Genomic DNA, 22,435 nt, shown 5'->3' on the forward strand with positions numbered 1-22,435 from the left:
AGAGTAGAAAAGAACGGAGTGCGCTATGACACAGCAGCAAGCACCTAATACTGTTTTCGATCGTCTCTTAAAAGACCGCATCGTCTGGCTCGGCTCAGAGGTGCGTGACGACAACGCAAACGAGATTTGTGCAAAGATTCTTCTGCTTGCAGCAGAAGATCCGGAATCAGACATTTATCTTTACATCAACTCCCCGGGTGGCTCTATCACCGCGGGCATGGCGATTTATGACACCATGCAGTTTGTGCCAAACGATATCGTGACCGTGGGCATCGGGATGGCAGCTTCGATGGGGCAGTTCCTGCTCACCGCTGGCACCCAGGGTAAACGCTACATCACCCCGAACGCACGCGTGCTATTGCACCAGCCGCACGGTGGCTTCGGCGGCACCGCGAGTGACATCCAGACACAGGCGCAGCTGATTGTGTCGATGAAGAACCGTCTCGCAGAGATTACCGCGAAGAACACCGGCAAAACCGTGGAACAGATTAATGCTGACGGTGACCGTGACCGCTGGTTCACCGCAGAAGAGGCACTTGAGTACGGTTTTGTTGATTATATTCGCGAGAGCGCGAGCGATGTCACTGGCGGCGGCGGAACTAAGAAGTAGGGCAAGGTTATGACTAACGATTTTATTCTTCCAACCGCGGTGCGGCACATGCCTCAGTCACGGTATATTCTGCCGAGCTTTGAGGAGCGTACTGCTTACGGCTATAAGCGGCAAGATCCTTACGCGAAGCTCTTCGAAGATCGCATCATCTTCCTCGGTGTGCAGGTTGATGACGCTTCGGCTGACGACATTATGGCGCAGCTGCTGGTTTTGGAAAGCCAAGACCCAGAGCGTGACATTATGATGTACATCAACTCCCCGGGCGGGTCTTTCACCGCGATGACCGCAATCTACGACACCATGCAGTACATTAAACCGCAGGTGCAGACCGTGTGCCTCGGGCAGGCGGCGTCAGCGGCCGCAGTGCTGCTGGCAGGCGGTGCCCCTGGCAAGCGCTTGGCGCTGCCAAACGCACGGGTGCTGATCCACCAGCCATCTAGCGGCCAAGCAGGTCACGGTCAGGCTTCAGACATCGAGATTCAGGCGGCGGAGATTATGCGGATGCGCGAGTGGCTGGAAGAAACTCTCGCGAAGCACTCCAAGCAGCCTGTTGAGCAGGTCAAAAAAGATATCGATCGTGACAAGATTCTGTCGGCTGCGGAGGCGCTTGAGTACGGTCTGATTGACCAGGTGCTAGAGAGCCGGAAAGCAAAATAGGGCGAGAAGCTGCCGTGTCGTCTCACAACGGCGCGGCAGTTCGCTATTTTGGAGCAGTTTGATTAGGCTCTGAAATACGAACATAAGGAGAACCCGTGGCGCTAATTTCAGACTCCAGCGACTTGCTGAAATGCTCGTTCTGCAGTAAAACACAAAAACAGGTGGGCCAGCTTATCTCTGGTGCCGGTGTTTATATCTGTGACGAGTGCGTGGCAGTGTGCACTGAAATTATTGCCGAGCGCACCGCGGAAGAAGCGGTGAAAGAGGTTAGCGACTCTCCGCTCGCGCTGCTAAAGCCACGGGAGATTGCGGCATTCCTTGACGACTACGTCATTGGGCAAGATCGCGCGAAGCAGGCGCTGGCGGTTGCGGTTTACAACCACTATAAGCGGGTCAAAGCTAGCCGGCAGTTAACCGGAGCCGAGGCGGCCGAGCAGCGCATTGAGTTGCAAAAATCTAACGTGCTGCTGATTGGTCCGACCGGTACCGGAAAAACCTATTTGGCGCAGGCGCTGGCGAAAAAACTGGGCGTACCGTTCTCGGTTGCTGACGCCACCGCGCTAACCGAAGCCGGGTATGTTGGCGAAGACGTGGAAAATGTGCTGCTGGGGCTGTTGCGCGCCGCAGACTTTGACATTAAGAAAGCCGAAACCGGCATTATCTACATCGACGAAATCGATAAAATTGGCCGTAAAGCTGATGGGCCGTCTGTGACCCGTGACGTCTCGGGGGAGGGCGTGCAGCAGGCACTGCTGAAAATATTGGAGGGCACAGTTGCCTCTATCCCGCCCGAGGGCGGCCGCAAAGAACCAAACTCTGAGTACCTGCAGTTAGACACCAGCAACATTCTGTTTATTGTTGCGGGGGCATTTGCGGGGCTTGAAGATATTATCCAAAAACGTTTGGGGCGCGGCGGTATCGGTTTCGGCGCCGAGATTGGCGCCAACATCGACAACGCCAATATTTACAGCCAGGTGGAGCCGGAAGATCTCACTAAGTTTGGCATCATCCCAGAGTTTATTGGGCGCCTACCGGTTGTGACAACCGTGGATCCGCTTGACGAAAACGCGCTCGTGAAGATTCTCACCGAGCCGAAAAACGCGCTTGTGAAACAGTACAAAGAGCTGTTCTCACACGATAATATCGAACTTGATTTCACCCCGGATGCGCTGCGCCAGATCGCCCAGCAGGCACTCGCACGCGGCACCGGAGCGCGCGGGCTGCGCTCAATCATGGAGCGGGTGCTGGCACCGGTAATGTTTCACGCGCCGAGTGATCCTGACATCACGAAGGTGTTAATCACAGCAGACGCGGTAACCGGCAGCGATGAGCCGCGGGTGCTGCGGCGCAAACGCGGCACTAAAACCGCCTAGGCGATGTGCGCTACAGCAGCCAGTCGTCGTCCTCGTCCGCACTGTCAATAACTGCACTGTATGCGGCAGCATCGTGAGCACTGCCGCCGGTAGGAGTCTCCGCGCCGCTGGGCTGGAGCGACCAGGCGGAATCTAAGCTGCGCCACACCGGGGCGCCGTTGTGCAAGGTTAGCACCTGCTCTGGGCGCAGCGTGCAGCTGAGGTAAGCTGCGCCCTCCAGCCAGGTTAGCTTCCAGTATGCGGGTGCTGCTTGCGTAGCTGCGGCGGTGGATCCACCCTCCGCAGTCTCACACGCCAAAATCGCGGCGTGCAGCGGGCGGGGCACCCCGTTTGGGATACTGTGCCCCACCCGCCAACTTGTGCCGAGACGCACTAGCTCTCAACCGGCGCCAGCTCAACGCCGCGAATTTCGACGCTGTCACCGCCTGGCACAACCGTGAGAGTTGTGATCTTGCCGAGCTCTTTAATATCGCTGAGCACTGCCTCAAACTTTGCGGTGAGCTCTGCCGGAGCGGCAATCTCCGCGGTGATTACCGGGGTGCGCTGTGACACCTTCGCCTCGCTTTTCGCGCCGCGAATCCCGATAATCGCGGTGCCGGCAAGCGCCAACAGCTCCGCGTCAGCATCGCTGCCAGCATAGCCTGCGAGAGTGTCTGCGCAAGGCCAGCTCGCGGTGTGCACAGAGCCCTCATTAAACCATGACCACACCTCGGCGGTTGCGAACACCACGAACGGTGCCAGCAGTCGCACCAGAGCGCTCAACGCCAGCCGCAGCGCCGCAATCGCAGACAGCTGCGCGGCACCGGTGCCGTTGTGGGCACGGCCCTTCACCAGCTCCAGATAGTCATCACAGAAAGTCCAGAAGAAGGTTTCGGTGAGGTCTAGTGCCTTCGCATGATCATACTGCTCAAATGCGGCAGTTGCTTGCGCGGTCACCGCCGCCAGCGCCGCCAGCATGCTCTTATCAAGCGGTGCGGTAACCAGCTCCGCCAGCTCAGCGTCACTCTTGCCCGCAACCTCGGTGGCATTAAAGCCCAGCACGAACTTTGCGGCGTTCAAAATTTTAATCGCGAGCCGGCGGCCAATCTTAATTTGCGTCGGACGCTGCGGATCGAAAGCGGCATCAACCCCGAGCTTCGCAGACGCGGCCCAGTAGCGCACCGCGTCAGCGCCATGCTGCTCCAGCAGCCCCAGCGGGGTCACTACGTTGCCCTTCGACTTAGACATTTTCTTGCGATCAGGGTCGAGGATCCACCCTGAAATGCCGGCGTTCAACCACGGCAGCTGGCCGCTCTCAAGCTCGCTGCGCAGCAGAGTGCTGAAAAGCCAGGTGCGGATAATGTCCTGCCCCTGGGGCCGCAAATCAAACGGGTAGACGAGGTTAAACAGCTCCTGATCCTGCTCCCACTTGCCAGCCAGCTGCGGGGTTAGCGACGAAGTTGCCCAGGTGTCCATGACGTCAACCTCGGCGGCAAAACCGCCCGGCACATCGCGCTGTGCAGCGGTGAAGCCAGGTGGCACATCAGTTGATGGATCAACCGGCAGCATTTCTTCGGTCGGCACAATCACGCGGTTATAGTCAATCTCGCCCGCAGCATCGATGCCGTACCACACCGGAATCGGCACTCCGAAGAACCGCTGGCGGCTAATTAGCCAGTCACCGGCTAAACCCTCAACCCAGTTTTCGTAGCGCACCCGCATAAAATCAGGGTGCCAGTTAAGAGCTTTGCCGTGCGCGAGCAGTCGGTTACGCAGCTCAGCATCCTGCGCAGAGTTTTTGATGTACCACTGCCTGGTGGACACAATCTCCAGTGGCTTGTCGCCCTTCTCAAAGAACTTCACAGGGTGGGTGATTTTACGAATCTCACCGGTTAGCTCACCAGATTCTTGTAGCAGTTTGACGATTGTTTCTTTCGCGCTGAACACAGTTTTGCCGGCGAGCTCAGCGTAAGCTGCGAGACCGCGCTCAGAAGTGATAGCCGCCGGCGCGTCAGCGAGAATGCGGCCGTCAAAACCGAGCACGCTGCGCGTTGGCAGCCCCAGCTCACGCCACCAAATCACGTCTGTGACATCACCGAAAGTGCAAATCATCGCAATGCCGGTGCCCTTGTCCGGCTGCGCCAGCTTGTGCGCCACAACCGGCACCTCAACGCCAAACAGCGGTGTGGTGACGGTGGTGCCGAACAGGTTCTGGTAGCGGGCATCGTCAGGGTGTGCCACAAGCGCAACACAGGCAGGAAGCAGCTCTGGGCGAGTGGTGTCAATCGCGATTTTCTCGCCGTCAGGGCGAGTGAAAAGCAGCGTGTGGTAGGCGCCCGGCTGGTCGCGATCCTCCAGCTCTGCCTGCGCAACCGCGGTGCGGAAGGTCACATCCCACAGTGTTGGAGCCTCATCAAGGTAGGCTTCGCCGCGGGCAATGTTGCGCACGAAAGCCAGCTGTGAGGTGCGGATGCTGTCGCTGCTGATGGTGCGGTAAGTCTGCTTCCAGTCAACGCTGAGGCCGAGAGTGCGCCACAGCGCCTCAAACTGTTTCTCATCTTCCAGCGTCAGCTCTTCGCACAGCTCAATAAAATTGCGGCGTGAAATCGGCAGCTGATTGGCCGCTTTGCTGCTCTTGTTGTCGCCGCCGCGCTGCGGTGGCTCGAAGTTTGGGACGTATTCCAGGCTCGGATCGCAGCGCACCCCGTAGTAGTTCTGCACACGGCGCTCGGTTGGGAGGCCGTTGTCGTCCCAGCCCATCGGGTAGAACACTCGCTTGCCGCGCATCCGTTGAAAACGCGCCACGGTGTCGGTGTGGGTGTAAGAAAAAACGTGCCCCACATGGAGGGAGCCTGAAGCGGTCGGAGGCGGAGTGTCGATGCTGTAAACGCTGTCGCGCTCAGCTCCGTCACGGTTGAAAGCGTAGGTTTGCTCCTGATCCCAAATCTCACCCCATTTGGTTTCTAGACCTTCGAGAGCTGGCTTTTCGGGGATCGCTGTCATTTATCCGTCTTCTCCTGGGGCTTAGCGTCAAACACAGCGTTTTCAGCCGGCACGACGATACTGATACTCAAAGAACTATTTTATGTTAAAAATTTGCGAAAGTGGATTCGAGCGGCTCCAACGCGGCTTTCACATGGGCGCTTAAAACTCCGCGATTTGCCCCGCTGTCAGCCCACCCAAGTACGGCACCGGCGAGCGCCCCAACACACATCGAACTCAGCGGCAGCAGTTTTGCGTGGGAGGTGGCGGGGGAGAGCTCCTGTAGGGTCTGGGTGATTGCTTGTGCGACACGCGTAAGGCGCGGCGCGGAGCTTTCGAGCACCGCCACCGGGGAGCCAATCAGCTCATAGTTGTGGTAAACCCAAGGCACGCGGTTGCTGTCCCAGTCGCTGGTGGCAGCCATTGCAGCACCGGTGAGGGCCTCGTGAAAACCGTAACTTTGACTGCGTTGATGCAGCTCGGTGATAAAAGTTGTAATCGCCGCGTCGGTTTGGAGCCAGAAAATATCGCTCTTGACACGGAAGTAATTAAAGAAAGTAGAGCGGCTCGCACCAATCGCACTGGTAATCATCGCCGCGTTGGTGGCCTCGTAGCCGTGAGTCATGAACAGCTCGTAGGCTGCTTCCTGTAAATCAGTGGCGCTTGTGGCCGGAGGACGGCCACGACTACGTTTGTTCTCTTGCACACCTTAAGAATAACAAAGCACTTTTTTATGCACTAGGTACAATAAAGCTGCGGTATGCTTAAGGGGCAACCTAAACACGGAGGTAAATGTGGGTTTTGCAAAGAAAACAAGAAAAGCAGTAATCGCAGCAACAGCAGCTGCAGCATTATTTGGGCTGACCGCCTGCCAAGCAGCAGGCGATAACGCCATGGTTAATACCGCAGCCCCAGTCACCTGGGCAATTGCCGGCAACAATCTCGATGGCGGGCACATGGATCCACACCGCAGCCAGCTGGATGCCAGCGCAATGCTGGGCCGCCTGGTATTGGATTCTCTCACCTACCTGGATGAGTCAGGCACCCTGCAGCCCTGGCTCGCGACCAGCTGGGAAACCAGCGCGGACGGCAAAAAAGTAACGTTCAAACTGCGTGAGGACGTTACCTTCACCGACGGCGAAAAGTTTAATGCCGCCGCGGTGAAAGCAAACTTTGAGCACATTATGGCTGCCGAAACTGAGTCGGCGGCTGCCAACGACATGCTCGGCGGTGACGCTTTCGTGGGTGTTAATGTCATCGACGAATACACCGCCGAGGTGGAGTTCAACCGCCCGTTCGCACCGTTTTTGACGTTCAGCGCAAATAGCAACCTCGGGTTCTACTCACCGCGGGCACTGGCAACCAGCGCTGACAAACTGCCGGCAGCCGATCCAGCAGCATATATCGGCACCGGCCCTTGGAAGCTTGTCGAATACGTAGCGGGTTCCAGCATTAAATACGAACGCAACGAAGCATACACATGGTACCCAGAAGGCTTCAAGCCGCTCGAACAAAACGCTAAAACCCTGGAGGTTGCGCTCGTTGCAGAAGACAATCTGCGGGTTGCTCGCGTGAGCAATGGCGAAGCTCTGCTCGCCTCAGAGCTGTCACCGGTGGCGGTTGAAAACAGTAACCTCAGTGTGCACAAAACCCCTGCGCCGGGGATGCCATACTCACTGTACGTTAACACCACCCAGTTCGGCAGCGACGACAAAGCAGTGCGTAAAGCGCTGGCATTGAGTGTGGATCGTGAAGCAATTGTTGATGCCGTGTTCGGCGGTTCATACGATGCTGCGGGGGCCGTCTTTAGCCCCTCCACACCACTCACAACCGTCGGTGATACTGCGGTGCAGCATGATGTAACCGCCGCTGCAAAACTGCTTGACGAAGCCGGCTGGAAACTGCCAGAGGGCAAAGAAATCAGGGAAAAAGACGGTAAACCGCTGACCCTCAGCTACATTAGCTGGACTCCGCGCAGCGAAGACAAGCAGGCCGTTACTGATCTACTCGTGGATCAGTGGCGTGCGGTCGGCATCGAGGTGAAAAATGAGCTGCTTGAGCCGGGCGACTACAATGAGCGATACGGCGCCGGCACCTTCAACCTCACCGACTGGGCATACGGCTCAACCGACCCGGATATTCTGCGCAACCATCTGCATAGCGAGGGTTTTCAGAACGCCTCATTCGTGAAAAACAGCGAGATTGACGCCAAACTGGAAGCAGCCGCTGCGAGCAGCGATGACGCAGAACGTACTAAGCTGTACGACGAGCTTGCTGCTTGGGTGCAAACCGAAACCCCGATCATTCCGGTTTACACCCCTGCCGCAATCTCTGTCAGCAGCGATAAACTCGTGGGGCTGCACTACGATGCCAACGGCTGGCCGCTGCTGCTCTCAGTCGCGGTTAAGTAACCCCGCATCAACAACTCACGAAGGAACACGGTGAACACGGTTATCGGTACAATACTCGCCAGCATCTGGCAAATTGCGTTAACCGTGTTCATCGCTGTTTCCGTGAGTTTTTTTGCACTGGCCTTGGTGCCTGGTGACCCTGTCGATATCCGGCTCGGGCCGCTTGCTAAAATTCCCGCCGCGCAGCGCGAACAGATCCGCATCGAGCTGGGGCTTAACGAACCGCTGTGGCAGCAGTATCTCACTCACCTCAAAAACTTACTCACCGGCAACCTGGGCTACTCCTACAATCAGCACCTGGAAGTGAGCACAATTATTGCGCGGCAAGCCGGGCACACCCTGCAACTGGCAACCGTGGCGTTGTGTCTCGCTGTTACGCTGGTGCTGCTCGGGCAGGCGCTGCTGCGCTACAAAAAACCCTGGGGGCAACCAGCGGGACTGCGCGACAAAATCTTCAACCTGGTAAACGTCATCCTCACCGCTACCCCTAATTATTGGCTCGGGTTCTTGCTACTGATGCTGTTCTCAGTGTGGCTAAAATGGTTGCCTTCCGGGGGAGTGGGCAGCTGGCAAGCGATTATTCTTCCAGCGGTAACTCTCGCCCTACCCGTCGCCGGAGTGCTGGGGCAACTGGTCAATACCGAGCTGAACGCGGTCGAAAATACCCAGTTTGCGCTGAGCAGTCGCGCCCGCGGTGTCAGTCGCGCCCGGTTCGCTTGGAGTCACGGAACCCTGCACGCGGTGCCTAGCGTCGGCGCCGTCACCGTAAACATCATCGGATCGGTGCTGGGCGGCGCAATCCTCGTCGAAACAGTATTTGCCCGGCCGGGACTCGGCCGAGTTGCCCTCGACGCGGTACTGGCGCGAGACATGCCGGTGGTGCTGGGGTTGGTGGCGCTTTCCGCACTGGTTTTCGCGGTGCTGTCGCAGCTGCTCGGCACGCTCATCACTCTAACCACAAAGCGTCGGGGTCACTAGATGCGCTCCAGAATTCAGACACAGCGAACCGTGAGTCTCGTGCTGAGCCTCGCCGGGCTCTTAATGCTGACACTCACAGTTACCGTACCGCAATTAATTACGGGGGTGGATCCGCTGGCCACCAACACCGCAGCCGTGTTCTCACCACCCAGCGCCGCACACCCCTTCGGCACTGACCAAACCGGGCGCGACGTGTTTAGTCGTGTGATTTACGGCGCCCGCACCACAGTGTTGAGCGCGGTAATAGCAGCTGCCGCCGCCGCGCTTGTGGGAGCCGCTTGGGGCGTGATGCTCGCGTTTCTGCCGCGGTCACTGGGCCAGCTCGGTGCCCGCGTGCTAGATGCCACCATGGCCCTGCCAGACTTTCTCATCGCGTTGCTGATTATGGCGTACACCGGCCCGGGTGCGGTTGGGGTAACTCTCGCCGTCGCGCTCGCAACCATGCCCGGTTACGCGCGTATCGCGCTGCTGCAGGCCCGCTCCGCTATCACCGCGGAGGCACATCAAACCGCTCGGGTGCTGGGCATCGGTAAACTCCGTAGGGCGTTCGTATATGTGCTGCCGGAAACTCTGCGCCCGATTATCGCGGTGGCGGTGCTCGGGGTTGGGTTTGCGGTGCTGATGATTGCGGCTTTGACCTTCTTGGGGTTGGGTTTGACCCCGCCAGATCCAGACTGGGGCGCGATGCTGAGCCAGGGCAAGCTTTTTGTGAATCGCGGCTGGTGGGCAATTGTGTTCCCTGGGCTGGCGCTGCTGGGCACCGTGGCGTTATTCACCGTGCTCGGCAAAAAACTGGAAGCGAGGTGGAGTTGATGGCTGCTCAACCACTGTTACGTCTGGAAAACCTGCGCGTCACCACGTCCACGGGTGAACAGCTGCTCGCAGTTGATGAGTTCACAGTTGCCGCTGGTGAAACAGTGGCGATAATCGGCAACTCGGGAGCTGGTAAATCACTTTTAGCTAAAGCCGCGGTGGGGCTATTACCGCCGGAACTGAGCAGCTCCAGCACCCGCCATGAACTGTGCGGGGTGAGGGTGAGTGCTGCCGCCGGTCATTTTGCGCGGCATCGCAACCGCAGCGCGGTGGGTAGTGAAAACCTGTCGGCAAGCGCAGCAACCCCCGAAGGCAGCATTGACGACATTCGCGCGCTGCATGTCGGCTACATTAACCAGGATGCCCAAGGCGCGATGGATCCGCTGCGCAGCATCTACAACGCAATCTCCGAGCAGCCCCGTGAACAGCGTCGCCGCGCTCCTAAAACACGCAAAAATCAGCCGCCGCATACCCCGCCCTTGAAAGAACTGGCACACCGAGTGCTCAGCAGCGCAGGATTTCAAAACCTAAACGCCAAAGCGGTGGGGCAGCTGTTACAGCGTAAACCGGGAGCCTTCTCCGGAGGAATGCGACAGCGGGCCCTAATCGCCGCCGCGCTCGCGGCACAGCCACAGCTGCTTGTGGCTGACGAGCCCACGAGCGCGCTGGATCCACACATCGCCGCCGCGGTGCTGCGCGAGCTGGTTGCTGCCAGCCACGGTAAAGGATTGCTGCTAATCAGTCATGACCTGGCGGCGGTGCAAGCCCACGCTGATCGAGTGCTGGTGATTGCTGCGGGGCATGTGGTTGAACAGGGAGCAGCAGCCCAGCTGTTAGCTGCCCCAAAACACCCGGTGACCCGCGCGCTGGTTGCCGCAGCCCGCGGCGCCCGCGAACCGCAGCAAATGGCACCACAGTCGCCGCCGCGCAGCAGTGTCGCGCGAGCTGCTGCCGAGTCTACCGTGTCGGAAATGGCCGCGACGCAGGAGCTTGCTACAGAGCAGCCAAACACCGCGCTGGTGCCAGAAAACGCTGCAAATTTTAGCTTCAGTCTGCGGCAGGCAGGATACCACCGCGCGCACCCTGTGCTTGATGAGCTCAGCGTAGCAATCCCTGCAGGGCAGTGCGTCGCCTTTATTGGTCCCAGTGGCAGCGGCAAAAGCACCGCGGCCAAAACCCTGCTGGGGCTGGTACCGCACATCACAGACATGCGCCGCAGCCACAATCCCAAAATCGCGTGGGTGCCACAAGATACCCGCAGCTCTCTGCTGCCGCGCATGAGCGTCAAACAGGTGCTGCGCGAAGCAAAACCACAGGCAACACCCGCAACCCTCACCGAGCTGCTAGCAGCCGTAGAGCTCGACACCGCACTCAACACCAAAGTGGCGCAGCTCTCCGGCGGTCAGGTGCAACGCCTGGCAATCGCCCGCGCTCTCGCGCGTGACCCCGAACTGCTGCTGCTAGACGAACCGGTCAGCGCCCTCGACGCCAGCATCAGGCAAACCATGGTTGCACTGCTGCAGCGCATCCGTTCCCGCCACAACCTCAGCATGCTGCTCATCTCCCACGAACTAAGCAGCGTCGCCCAGCTCGCAGACACAGTCTACGTTTTCGCGGGCGGGAAAATCGTGGAGCGCGGATCCACCACGGCAATATTCGCCCACCCTCAGAGCACCGCCGCCCAGCAGATGCTGCTAGAATATAACTCAATGCGATGAACCGGCAATCACCGGGGAGCACTCGGAAGAACGGAGCCGCCCAAAGCGGCGCCAATTAGACCCGGGCGGGGCAGACACGACACGTCTTAAATTAAGGGGCCGCGAGCAGTTGCCGCGGCAAAGCAGGGTGGTACCGCGGGCATTGAGCTCGTCCCAGCACAACACGATAAATGCTGGAGAGAAAATGACCTTCCCTAAAAAACAAACACCTGAAACTTTCGTTCCGGAGTCGAGCGGCGTCGCCGCAGCCCCAAATTTCCCGCAACTAGAAGAGCGGGTGCTAGCATTCTGGAAACAAGACAACACCTTCAAAGACTCCATTACCGCCCGTGAAGGTCAGGGCGAGTGGGTTTTTAACGATGGTCCGCCGTTCGCAAACGGCCTGCCGCACTACGGCCATCTGCTCACCGGCTACGCCAAAGACGTGTTCCCGCGGTTTCAAACCATGCGTGGTAAAAAAGTCGAGCGGCGCTTCGGCTGGGACACCCACGGGTTGCCGGCCGAGCTGGAAGCGATGAAGCAGCTCGGGCTGACAGAAAAACACCAGATTCTTGAGATGGGCATCGACAAATTCAACGCTAAAGCCCGCGAATCAGTGCTGCAGTACACCCGTGAATGGGAAGACTACGTGACCAGGCAAGCACGCTGGGTGGACTTCGAAAACGACTACAAAACCCTCAACATCGAGTACATGGAGAGCGTCATCTGGGCGTTCGCAGAGCTCTACAAAAAAGGCTTAGCATATCAGGGGCAGCGGATCCTCCCATACTGCTGGCGTGACCAAACACCGCTGTCGAATCACGAGCTGCGTATGGACGATGATGTCTACCAGATGCGGCAAGACCCGAGCGTCACCGTAACCTTCCCGCTGACTGGCCAGAAAGCCGCCGAACTGGGGCTTGAAGGCGTCCGGATGCTCGCCTGGACCACCACTCCCTGGACCTTGCCAACCAACTTCTCAGTAGCAGTCGGGCCAGAGGTCAGCTACGCCGTGGTGCCAGCCGGTCCGCTCGGCGCAGCTGATGGTGGGGCGGCAGGAGAGGCGCAATACCTCGTGGCTGCGGCTCGCGCGACCGCTTACGCCAAAGAACTAGGCTACGCTGATCCAGCAGCATTAACAGCCGCAATCACCCGCACCCTCACCGGCCAAGAGCTTGAATACGTGCAGTACCAGCCGCTGTGGGACACCTTCGCCGACGCCGAGACCTGGGGCACCCAGCATGCCTGGATCATCACCGTCGCCGACTACGTCTCAACCGAAGACGGCACCGGTATCGTGCACCAGGCGCCAGCCTACGGTGAAGACGATATGATCATCAACGAGCGTTACGGCATCCCGGTCATTCTGTCGGTTGACGACGCCGCAGAATTCCTGCCGGTGTTCCAAAACGGGCCGCTCGCAGACATCGTCGGGGTGCAAGCCTTCGCCGCGAACCGCACCATCATCAACGTTTTGAAACAGCAGCAGCGTCTGTTGCGCGAAGCCAGCTATGAGCACAGCTACCCACACTGCTGGCGCTGCCGCACTCCGCTGATGTATAAAGCCGTGTCAAGCTGGTTCGTGCGCGTTACCGAGCTGAAAGACCGGATGCTAGAAACCAATGAGGCTATCAACTGGGTGCCAGCTAACGTCAAGCACGGGCAGTTCGGCAAATGGTTGGAGGGAGCTCGCGACTGGTCAATTAGTCGCAACCGTTTCTGGGGCACCCCGATTCCGGTGTGGGTGAGTGACAATCCTGAGTATCCACACGTCGAAGTTTACGGCTCGCTGGCGGAGCTGGAAGCCGGATTTGGTACGTTGCCACGCAATGAGCAGGGAGAGGTGGATCTGCACCGCCCATACATCGACGAACTGGTGAAACCGAATCCCGCAGATCCGACCGGCCAGAGCAAGCTGCGCCGCATTGAAGACGTGCTCGATGTGTGGTTTGATAGCGGCTCGATGCCGTTTGCCCAGGTGCACTATCCGTTTGAAAATCAGGACTGGTTTGACACCCACCAGCCGGCCGACTTCATCGTGGAGTATATCGGGCAAACCCGCGGCTGGTTCTATGTGCAGCATGTGCTGGCAACCGCACTGTTTGACCGACCAGCATTTAAGAACGTCATCAGCCACGGCATCGTGCTTGGCAGCGACGGCAACAAAATGTCGAAATCGCTGCGCAACTACCCTGACGTGAACGAGGTGTTTGAGCGTGACGGCTCAGACGCGATGCGCTGGTTCCTGATGGCTTCGCCAGTGGTGCGCGGCGGTAACCTCATTGTCACCGAGGCTGGCATCCGTGAGGGCGTGCGGCAATTCCTGCTGCCGCTGTGGAATACCTGGTACTTCTTCAGCCTGTACAGCAACGCCGACGGATGCACCCCGGTGTTCGACACCACCAGCACCGATCCGCTAGACCGGTATATCCTGAGCAAGCTGCGGGTGGCGGTGGCAGACACCGAGGCCGCGCTGGAAAACCTCGACACCACAACCGCAGCCGCGGTGCTGCGAGACTTCGCCGAGGTGCTAACCAACTGGTACGTGCGCGGTAGCCGCGAGCGCTTCTGGGAGGGCACCACCGGGGAGCACGGCAAAGCCGCAAACCAGGCAGCGTTTAACACCCTCTACACAGTTTTAGAGGTGCTGTGCCGTGCTGCTGCGCCGCTGGCGCCGCTGACAACCGAAGATATTTGGCGAGGGCTTACCGGGGGGCGGTCAGTGCACCTGTGCGACTGGCCAGCAGTGGCTGAGCTGCCGCTGGACGCTGAGCTGGTAGCCGCGATGGACGAGATCCGCCAAATTACCTCTCAAGCACTGAGCCTGCGTAAAGCTAAGCAGCTGCGAGTGCGGTTGCCGCTACAGCAGCTGACCGTGGTGAGTGCGCAAGCTGCCGCGCTGCAGCAGTTTGCCGCGATTCTGCGTGACGAGCTGAACGTCCGTGAGGTGCAGTTTATGCAGCTGGAGGCTGACACCGCCGCAAATTACGGCATCACCTCAACACTCAGCGTTAATGCGCGCGCTGCCGGCCCGCGCATCGGCAAAGCAGTGCAGCAGGCGATTAAGGGCGCCAAAACAGGTGACTGGCAAGAGACTGAAACCGGGGTTGTAGCTGGCGGGGTGGAGCTGATTCCGGGCGAGTACGAGCTCACACTCACAACCGCCGGTGCAGCAGCTGACACCGCGTTAGCGCTCACCGCGGGCGGCGGTTTTGTGCTGCTTGACACCGAGGTGACCGCGGAGCTTGCTGCCGAGGGGCTGGCACGTGACGCGGTGCGTGCAATTCAGGAGGCGCGTAAAGCGGCGGGGCTGAACATCAGCGATCGCATCACCCTGGAGCTCACCGCAGAAGACTGGGCGGCAGCGGCGCTGCAGACTCACCAGGAGCTGATTCAGCAGGAGACCCTGGCTAAAACCATTAAGGTTGGCAGTGGATCAGCCGGCGCGCTGCAGACTCAGGCTGCGGCGAGCACTGCGGCCTTTGTGCAGCTCGCTGCCAATGCGCTGGGCACAGAAAAGGCTCCGCTGCTGGTGGAGCTTAGCAAAGCTGGCGAGGCCTAACCATGAGCTTTAATGAGGACGCGTTTCGCGAGGATGACGGTGGCGTGATCCACACCACAGCTGCTGATGAGCAGCAGCAGACCGCAGCTGACCCCTGGGAGACTGCCGCCGCGGCAGCGGGGGTGAGTGCGGATAGCGCGTTGGCTGAGGCGAAAGCCATGGCAAAACTGTTGAATCCGCTGCTCGACGACGATGACGCCGCAGATGACGGCGCAGCTGTGCAGCGGCTGGATGACTCCCTGGATGCTGTGCAACAGAATCTGTTTCAGGCTGAGGCAGAACAGGCAGCGGAGCAGGTTTTCCAGGAGCTGCTGTGCCGTGTGGGAGAAGCTAATCCGCGGCCACGCATCGAACCGGTGCGGCGCTTTGCGGAGCTTGCAGGTTTGCCGCAAGCTAGCTATCCAATCATTCAGGTTGCCGGAACCAATGGTAAAACCTCAACCAGTCGGATTATCGCCGCGATACTACAAGAACACGGCATGCGTACCGGGCTCTTCACTAGCCCGCATCTGCGTGCGTTTACGGAGCGGTTTCAGATTGATCTGGCTCCTATTGACGGGGTGGATTTGGCGCTGGCTTGGCAGAGCCTGCAGCCAGCGTTGGAGGTGGTTGATGCCGAGCTAGATGCTGCCGGGCAGGGGAGAATCACGTTTTTTGAAGCGCTGGCGGTTTTGGCTTTCGCAGCTTTTGCAGATGCTCCGGTCGAAGTCGCTGTGATTGAAGTTGGTATGGGGGGTGAGTGGGACGCCACGAATATCGCTAATGCTGACGTTGCAGTTTTCTCTCCAATTGCCCTTGATCATGTCGGTATTCTTGGTGATACCATCGCCGAGATTGCAGCCACTAAAGCTGGAATTATGAAGCCTGGGGCAGTAGCGGTTACCGCGCAGCAGCCGATAGAAGCTTTTGCTGCATTAGATGCGCGGGCTAAGGAACTAGAGATTCCACTGTTGCGGATCGGTGTGGACGTGGCACTGCGCGCAAATCAGCAGGCAGTTGGTGGACGTCTGGTGACGTTGGAGTCGGCGACAACCGGCGCGGTTTATGATGATTTGCTGGTTAATCTCTGGGGTGCGCACCAGGGTGAAAATGCCGCTTTGGCTGTAGCAGCGGTAGAGGCTTTCCTGGGGCGGGAGCTGGATCGTGAAATTGTGGAGACCGCGCTGGCCGAGGTGACTAGTCCGGGGCGTTTACAACTCGTCGCGAAGTCTCCGGCTGTGCTGGTAGACGCGGCTCATAATCCGCACGGTGTGGCGGCACTGACAGCTGCATTCGAAGAGAATTTTGAGTTTGCTGACGGGGTGTGCGTGGTTGCCGGTGTTCTGGCTGATAAAGACACCCTGGGAGTTTTGCGCGGTTTGGCGCAGCTGGCCGACAGGTTAATTTTGGTGCCAGTGGAGTCGCCGCGCAGTGTCAGTGCTGTGCAGCTTGCGCAATTGGCGCCGCAGCTGGTCACTGCGCAGCTACCTGCAGCAGCGATAACGGTTGCTGAAAACTGCTATCTTGGTTTCGAGCAGGCTCGTGACTGGGCAGCGGCTGGAGCACAGCGCGGAGTTTTGGTTGCTGGCAGCGTGCTGTTGGCTGGCAGCGCCGTGGAAGTTGCAGAGACCGAAGGGTGGTAACAATGATGGATCCGCAGCAGCAATCATCACAAGCAACTGGTGACAGTGCCGGGCAAGGAGAAAAAGAGCCTGCACTAGTGCTGTCGCCATCGGAGCGTATCGGTTATACTACCGCGACTAAACTGTCTGGCGGCTCTCGTCATGGTTCCACTCAGCGGGCGTTGGCGAGCGTGGTGCTGGGCTTCGAGATGGTGATTATTTTCTTGACCGGATTGACGCTTTTCGGGCTTAACGTTTTTCAACCGCGTGAGGCGGGGCTGATCATCGGCGGGGTGGTGTGCCTGATGTGCATTATTGCGTTGGCTTTGATGCGTAATCACGTCGGAATTATTTTGGGGTGGATCGTGCAGCTGTTGCTAGTGATTGGCGGTTTCTGGTTGCCAGCGATTTGGGCGGTTGCCCTGATGTTCGGTGGATTATGGGTTTACTGTATGGTTCGGGGAGCTGCGATTGATAGAGCTCGCGAAGCTTATCAGGCCACTTTATCAGGCGCATAAAGCTTTGTCGGCAGCAGCTGCTCACAGCAGAGAGCACAGCTCTTGAGCTTTTTATAAGGGGTGAGGCCCGCACGAATTGTGCGAGCCTCACCCCTTATAGACTAAATAGTGTTTTAGGATTTGCTGCGTAAGAAAACCCGAGCTCTTTCTGCAGCAGCGAGATCAGCGTAAAATCCCTGCAAAGCGTTTGATAGTAATTTGGCACGTTTTTTGGAGATTGCGCTGTGGTCTTTGAGTTTTGTTCCGAGATGTTTAATCCCGCGTTCCACTCCGGCTGACCCTAAGAGAGATAAGCCCCAACGCAGCGGTGCGGGAAGTATTTTAATTTTTCCGCTCATCAGCGCCAACGCTGCCACACTTGCGCCCTGAATTAACAGGGAGCTGAAAGTTCCTGGAAGATTCAGGCGTTTAGCCCATTTAGCATGCCGTTCGAAGGGCAAGATTGCAGCGAGCGGCAGCAATATTTCTACGCCGTGATTGTGCTGCGCGGCGCTGAGCAGCAGGAAATCTTCCCCGACTGATAACGCTTCTCGTGTCTGGATAAAAGATTCGATAGTTTCCCGCAGATCGGTGAGCTGTGATGCCGCATTTTTGAGCAGTAACTGCTTGAACTGATAGACATCGATTGCTGGAAGTAAATCAGCCTTGGTGAGTGCGAAAATCCAAATCCTCGGAAATTCTAGTAGTGGTTTGCCGTTAGGCAATACCTCATCACGCACCTGCAGCAAACCTGATATATAGGTGTTTAATAGCTGCTGCAGGTAAACAGCTTCTTCGCCTTTGTGCTGTTGTAGTTTCGCTCCATCAACCAGCAGTAAAGCAACCTGTGAGCCAAGCAGCGACCGAAAAACCTCACCTCGGTGCCGCGCTTCTGCCGCATTTGCAGCGGGTTCTTCAAGCCATTCTCCGGGGTAGTCATGCCATACTAAACGCATCGCATCAAAAGGCTTTTCTGAAGCAGGATTTGCGGGAAGATTTTTCTTACGTTTTGAAAACAGTGAGCCTGGAGCTGTTACGGTTTGCTGTTGGGACTCTTCTCGCAGCCTGATTGTGAAAGCGTGAGCGTTCATATTAAGATGCGTGGTGACGGCCGGATATGCTCCAGTGTCTCTTAGCGTCGTGTAGTTATGGTAAAGCTGCGCTGCTTCGCCTTGATTTTCCGCAATCACCGCATAAGGTTTTTGCAGTACGTAGTTTGGTTCCTGGGTGGCGCCATAAAAAGCAGACAGCAGGGTTGTTTTGCCGCTGCGTGCAGTGCCGAAAACCGCAATCTGCTGGGAGTTAGCGCTTTTGGGTTTCAGATTTCGTTTAATATTTAGTGTGGTTTTTTCCATAGCAAAAATCGATTCTGTAGGGGCTTTTATCCAGGTTAAAGGGTATAAAAGTGTAAAAACTGAGAATCGTTCTGTTGCTTTTCAGGTTAATTGTTGTAAAAAATGTTTTTGGGTGTGACCGCTTAACTGCGGGCACACCCAAAAAACGTTTCTGCTTTTAGTGCGCTGTTCTGGTGCGCTTAATGCGCATTACACCAAAACTGCTGAGCGCCAATAGCAGAGCCACCGTGGCAGCTGCCTGGTAGCCGTTTTCACCGGTTTCTGCCAGGCTGCTCATCCCCGCAGCAGCGAGATCTGCGGCGGTTGGAACACACGGTTTACCGGCTTTAGTTTGCCAGACCGTTTTATCACCGGCAGCTCCAACTCGAGGGCCGAAATCGAAGTGGCCGTTGGTTGCTCCTGCGGTGCTGTTGACATTGAAAACCAGCGTTCCGGAGCCGTTTACTGTCTTACCATTATTTAGTACGGTCGTCATTCCGATGGTGACGCGATACTGCCCAGGTGTGTCAAATACCCAGTTTGGGTGCACGTGGGAGTTCCAAGCCAAGGAAACGCTTCCAGAACCTGAGTTATGGGAACCGGAGAACCATTTTTGGCCTACCGTGTTACCGAATCCGCCAGATGTGAACACTTCCATTTTCCCTGGCCCTGAGAATCCGGTGAGGGAAAGAGTTGTGCTGCTGCCTTTGGCTTGTTCGATTAAGCTAGGGTGTTGAGTGTTAACACCGAGCCACGGCACATTCGCTACCTGAGTGGAAGAAATCATCCAGACATCGCTGCCGCCGCTAATCGCTCCGATGCTGCCAGAGGTTTTAGTTTTCCCCGCAGCTCCGATACCGAAACTGATGCTGTTGGGGTTAACCCATGCTGCAGGCGCGGTACGATCATCCTTCAGGCTGCCGTGCAGAGAAATTGGACCAGCGCCACGGATAACCTTAGGGTAGCAGCCGTTGTCTATTTCTGCCGCTGGTTTGGGAGTTAGATTAGCTTGTGGCGGCTGTTGGGTTCCTGCCGTATCGGTTGTCGCAGCGGCAGATGCAGTGTTGTTTGCAGCTGCAGAGTCAGGGCTTTGATTATTTGCGGTAAGTGGCAGGCCGACCACCCATGTGTAGGTTACTTTATCGCTTTCTACCTTGACTCCCTGGGCGTTTTCAGCGGTGGCATGCAATTGCATTGTGTAAACACCCGGTTTCTCAAAAACCCAATGCCCGTGTTCGTGCGCGGGCGTCTTTTGATGCAGTGATGCCCCAGTTCGAACTTCGTATTCGCCATTGTTGAGCGCACTGGTTAAGCCACCTAGTCTTTTGTTCTTTAATAAGAAGACTTTCCCTGGTCCGGTGACCTCGTCAAATTTAAATTCGATATTTCGATAATCTCCGCCGAGTGACAAACTATCCCAACCTGGGAAGAGTAGTTTATCTTGGTTATTGCCGTTTTCGTCTAAGAAATAGCCATTCTGGAGACCAGTCAGCTGCGCTAGAGTACCTTGCAGATCTTGCTGAGCCTCTGGTTTTACCGCAAGAATGACATCCGCTGCAGGGCGGCTAACTGGTGCACCGTTTGAATCATCTAGGACATCCAGTTTAATGCTGTTATTGTGCGCTGTGAGATGGAAAGCATCCACATGACCACTGTCGATAACGGTTTTAGTGGAGTTTGGCGGATATACATCCTCTAAGCTAGGTGCAACCGGGCTGGAATCATCAGTGGGCGGAATTTCTGGGTCAGTTGCGGGGTTATCGCCGTCGTTACCGCTATTAGTGTTGTCATTAGAATTGGAACCGTCGTTAGCGTCATTATTGTCTGGAGTTGCCGCATCATTATTTCCAGCGTCAGGTGTGGAGTCATGATCGTTGACCTGCCACGGAGCTCTGGTGTCAGACTCATTTTTATGAATGAGAATAGCAAGAGTGAATTCGGGTGAGGTTTGTGGTGCTTGATCTTCTCCGATTACCGTGGCGTACGCGGTTATTTTATAGAGTCCGGCGTGTGTGAAGTACCACTGCAAGTGCTTGTGTCCCGGAATCGGGATATCAGTGCCGTTTTCGATAAAGAACTGGCCTCCGGGAAGGAAGGGAATAATCGGAGCTGTCTCGTCACTTGGATTATCAAAAACTGCAATTTTGCCCGGGGCTTCAATGTTTTTAACAGTGACTTTTACATCTGTGCCTTTGCTGTAACCGTGTGCAAAACCAGGATGCATGAAGTTTTCTGGGCCGTCTTCGGTGTTTCCTAGGGCATAGTAGCCTTCTTTTCCGTAGATTCCCAGCGGCGCAAATGAGTAGCTGTCTGAATAGGTGTCCGCGCCGAATACAATTGTTGTTTGGTCGTGTGCGTGCAGCACGTTACGTAAACCATGCTTGATAGCAGTGCTCGGGTTACCATCGCTGTCTGGGTAGACGTAGATGGCATCTGTGTGACCATCTACTAGCTCTGTGCCTCCCTGTGCGTTAGCACTGCTAGTGAAAGGTGCTAGCAGTGCTAATAAGAGAGTTGATACTAGCGTTGTAGCTAGTAATTTAAATCTTTGCAGATTCATTTCACCTCCGTTGTTTGTACATTTTGATACTAATGGTAATCATTATCAATATCAAATAACACGGGGAGTGAAGGGTAAAAAATTACTTTGCCCGAACATTTTAATGTTCAGGCAAAGTAATTTTGAATTTGATTTAGTCTAGCGGTGTTAGAGCTAGTCTTACTTGCGCTTTGTGACACCTAGGGCGGTGCCAGTTGCTGCCAGTAGCAGTGCGCTGAACGCGATGGCTTCATGAGCTGCACCGGTTTTAGCTAGCGTCTTTGGCTTTTCCAGATGCTTTACAGAACCGCTTTGTGCTCCGGAATCTTTGGGGTTGGCGCTTGAGGCTGGGGAGACATCGATGCTAATTGTTGCATCTGCAAAGCGTCCATCGCCGGCAAGACTCACCCGATATTTGACCTGTTCTACTGCTCCGACAAAATTGGATGCTGGGTAAAAGTCAATTTTTCCCTGATTGACCTTAAAAATACCGCCATTAACTTGCAGTTCTGCAACTTCGTTACCCTGCTTATCAAGCAAGTACAAACCCGCAAGCTGATCCAAATTTTCGAGGAACCGATCGTTGGCGAGCACATCCAAACCGATTAATGGTGTCTCAAAGGGAGTGGTAGCACTGTCATGTTCTGCAAAAAGTCGGGAAACTACTGTTACATTGATAGTTGATTCAGTGGCTGAGCCGTTTGATGCGATGACACGGTAGCGGACCTCTGGAACTTTACCGTAGTAGTCGTTGCGCGTATCGAATCTTACTTTTAAGCCAGTCGCGGCTTCGCCGACAACGGTAAATACTCCCTCGGTAAGGGGGTAATCGCCATCAACGACGGTGTTATCCGGTTTTAGAAATTCGATTTTTTCGGCTCGCAAGCCCAAAAGACTGTCATTAGCGAGCACGTCTAGTTCAACAAATCCGGGATAGCGGATGGTGGCGGTATCAGGGTTGGCTGTGATTGATTTCACCGTAACGGAAATTTGCGCGGATGAGCAAGTGCCGTCGGTAAATCTAATCTGGTATTGAACCGGATCAAGCTCACCGGTGTAGCCGTTACGTGTATTGAAGTAAATTTGATTGTCTGCTTTAACTTCAAAAACACCTTTATTTGTAGATATTAGCTTTGTTGTGATACTGTCTTTATTGAGGAGGTAGATTTCTGCCACCTCACGCCCGGCGATGTTATCGTTCTCAATGACGCGGAGTGTTGTTTCGCCTCCGTAAGGAACGCTATATGCGTCAGCAATAGCAATTCCTGCGGTGTCGGTGCAAGCTCCGGTGTTCGCTGCAGCAACTGTAGCGGTGCCGATAATCGCTGAACCTACAATGGCTGATGCTACAACTGCAGCAGCAGCTTTTGGGTATAGCTGATTTAGGGTATACGAGAACATG

General features: G+C 56.5%; 15 protein-coding genes and 2 pseudogenes. 11 read left to right on the forward strand and 6 right to left on the reverse strand.

The window, feature by feature from the left end; all coding sequences use genetic code 11:
• Window positions 1–25 precede the first annotated feature (25 nt).
• The 3 genes from F5897_RS00635 to clpX all read left to right on the forward strand — a co-directional run bounded on the left by F5897_RS00635 (window position 26) and on the right by clpX (window position 2,640).
• Window positions 26–610 carry an ATP-dependent Clp protease proteolytic subunit gene (locus tag F5897_RS00635; protein ID WP_124824021.1) on the forward strand — a complete coding sequence of 195 codons (585 nt, stop codon included), beginning with the start codon at window positions 26–28 and terminating at the stop codon, window positions 608–610.
• Between the two features lie 9 nt (window positions 611–619).
• On the forward strand, window positions 620–1,267 hold the full coding sequence (locus tag F5897_RS00640) for an ATP-dependent Clp protease proteolytic subunit (protein ID WP_246332164.1): 648 nt from the start codon (window positions 620–622) through the stop codon (window positions 1,265–1,267).
• Window positions 1,268–1,362: 95 nt separating this feature from the next.
• The gene (gene clpX, locus F5897_RS00645) at window positions 1,363–2,640 is read left to right on the forward strand and encodes an ATP-dependent Clp protease ATP-binding subunit ClpX (RefSeq protein ID WP_183304117.1); all 1,278 of its coding nucleotides are present in this window, start codon (window positions 1,363–1,365) and stop codon (window positions 2,638–2,640) included.
• A gap of 10 nt (window positions 2,641–2,650) precedes the next feature.
• On the opposite strand, the gene F5897_RS00650 is transcribed toward clpX, so the two are convergent.
• From F5897_RS00650 to F5897_RS00660, 3 genes are all read right to left on the reverse strand, one after another.
• Complete coding sequence (locus F5897_RS00650) at window positions 2,651–2,989, reverse strand: hypothetical protein (protein WP_183304118.1); 339 nt, start codon at window positions 2,987–2,989, stop codon at window positions 2,651–2,653.
• 23 nt (window positions 2,990–3,012) lie between these two features.
• Window positions 3,013–5,622, reverse strand: a complete 2,610-nt coding sequence (gene valS, locus F5897_RS00655) for a valine--tRNA ligase (RefSeq protein WP_183304119.1) — start codon at window positions 5,620–5,622, stop codon at window positions 3,013–3,015.
• A gap of 85 nt (window positions 5,623–5,707) precedes the next feature.
• The gene (locus F5897_RS00660) at window positions 5,708–6,307 is read right to left on the reverse strand and encodes a TetR family transcriptional regulator (RefSeq protein ID WP_183304120.1); all 600 of its coding nucleotides are present in this window, start codon (window positions 6,305–6,307) and stop codon (window positions 5,708–5,710) included.
• A gap of 88 nt (window positions 6,308–6,395) precedes the next feature.
• Between F5897_RS00660 and F5897_RS00665 the strand changes: the two genes are divergently transcribed.
• From F5897_RS00665 to F5897_RS00695, 8 genes and pseudogenes are all read left to right on the forward strand, one after another.
• Window positions 6,396–8,012, forward strand: a complete 1,617-nt coding sequence (locus tag F5897_RS00665) for an ABC transporter substrate-binding protein (RefSeq protein WP_183304121.1) — start codon at window positions 6,396–6,398, stop codon at window positions 8,010–8,012.
• Window positions 8,013–8,042: 30 nt separating this feature from the next.
• Window positions 8,043–8,990 carry an ABC transporter permease subunit gene (locus tag F5897_RS00670; RefSeq protein WP_158608054.1) on the forward strand — a complete coding sequence of 316 codons (948 nt, stop codon included), beginning with the start codon at window positions 8,043–8,045 and terminating at the stop codon, window positions 8,988–8,990.
• Entirely contained in the window at window positions 8,991–9,803 is an 813-nt protein-coding gene (locus F5897_RS00675) for an ABC transporter permease (RefSeq protein ID WP_183304122.1), read from the forward strand.
• A pseudogene (locus F5897_RS07980) lies at window positions 9,803–10,546 on the forward strand (ATP-binding cassette domain-containing protein); the annotation flags it as partial. The gene F5897_RS00675 and the pseudogene F5897_RS07980, both read left to right, overlap by 1 nt.
• A 228-nt stretch (window positions 10,547–10,774) precedes the next feature.
• A pseudogene (locus F5897_RS07985) lies at window positions 10,775–11,290 on the forward strand (ATP-binding cassette domain-containing protein); the annotation flags it as partial.
• A 415-nt stretch (window positions 11,291–11,705) separates the two neighbouring features.
• Window positions 11,706–15,062, forward strand: a complete 3,357-nt coding sequence (gene ileS / locus F5897_RS00685; protein WP_183304124.1) for an isoleucine--tRNA ligase — start codon at window positions 11,706–11,708, stop codon at window positions 15,060–15,062.
• 2 nt (window positions 15,063–15,064) lie between these two features.
• Window positions 15,065–16,684 carry a bifunctional folylpolyglutamate synthase/dihydrofolate synthase gene (locus F5897_RS00690; RefSeq protein WP_246332165.1) on the forward strand — a complete coding sequence of 540 codons (1,620 nt, stop codon included), beginning with the start codon at window positions 15,065–15,067 and terminating at the stop codon, window positions 16,682–16,684.
• Between the two features lie 2 nt (window positions 16,685–16,686).
• On the forward strand, window positions 16,687–17,181 hold the full coding sequence (locus tag F5897_RS00695; protein WP_246332166.1) for a DUF4233 domain-containing protein: 495 nt from the start codon (window positions 16,687–16,689) through the stop codon (window positions 17,179–17,181).
• Between the two features lie 113 nt (window positions 17,182–17,294).
• On the opposite strand, the gene F5897_RS00700 is transcribed toward F5897_RS00695, so the two are convergent.
• From F5897_RS00700 to F5897_RS00710, 3 genes are all read right to left on the reverse strand, one after another.
• Window positions 17,295–18,515, reverse strand: a complete 1,221-nt coding sequence (locus F5897_RS00700; RefSeq protein WP_183304125.1) for an ATP/GTP-binding protein — start codon at window positions 18,513–18,515, stop codon at window positions 17,295–17,297.
• Between the two features lie 157 nt (window positions 18,516–18,672).
• Window positions 18,673–21,054 (reverse strand): choice-of-anchor M domain-containing protein, encoded by a 2,382-nt coding sequence (locus tag F5897_RS00705; RefSeq protein ID WP_183304126.1) that lies wholly within the window; start codon window positions 21,052–21,054, stop codon window positions 18,673–18,675.
• Window positions 21,055–21,213: 159 nt separating this feature from the next.
• Window positions 21,214–22,434, reverse strand: a complete 1,221-nt coding sequence (locus tag F5897_RS00710) for a hypothetical protein (RefSeq protein WP_183304127.1) — start codon at window positions 22,432–22,434, stop codon at window positions 21,214–21,216.
• Window position 22,435: the final 1 nt, after the last annotated feature.

It is taken from the genome of Canibacter oris (assembly GCF_014197205.1).
In the GTDB taxonomy this organism is placed as follows: Bacteria; Actinomycetota; Actinomycetes; order Actinomycetales; family Microbacteriaceae; genus Canibacter; species Canibacter oris.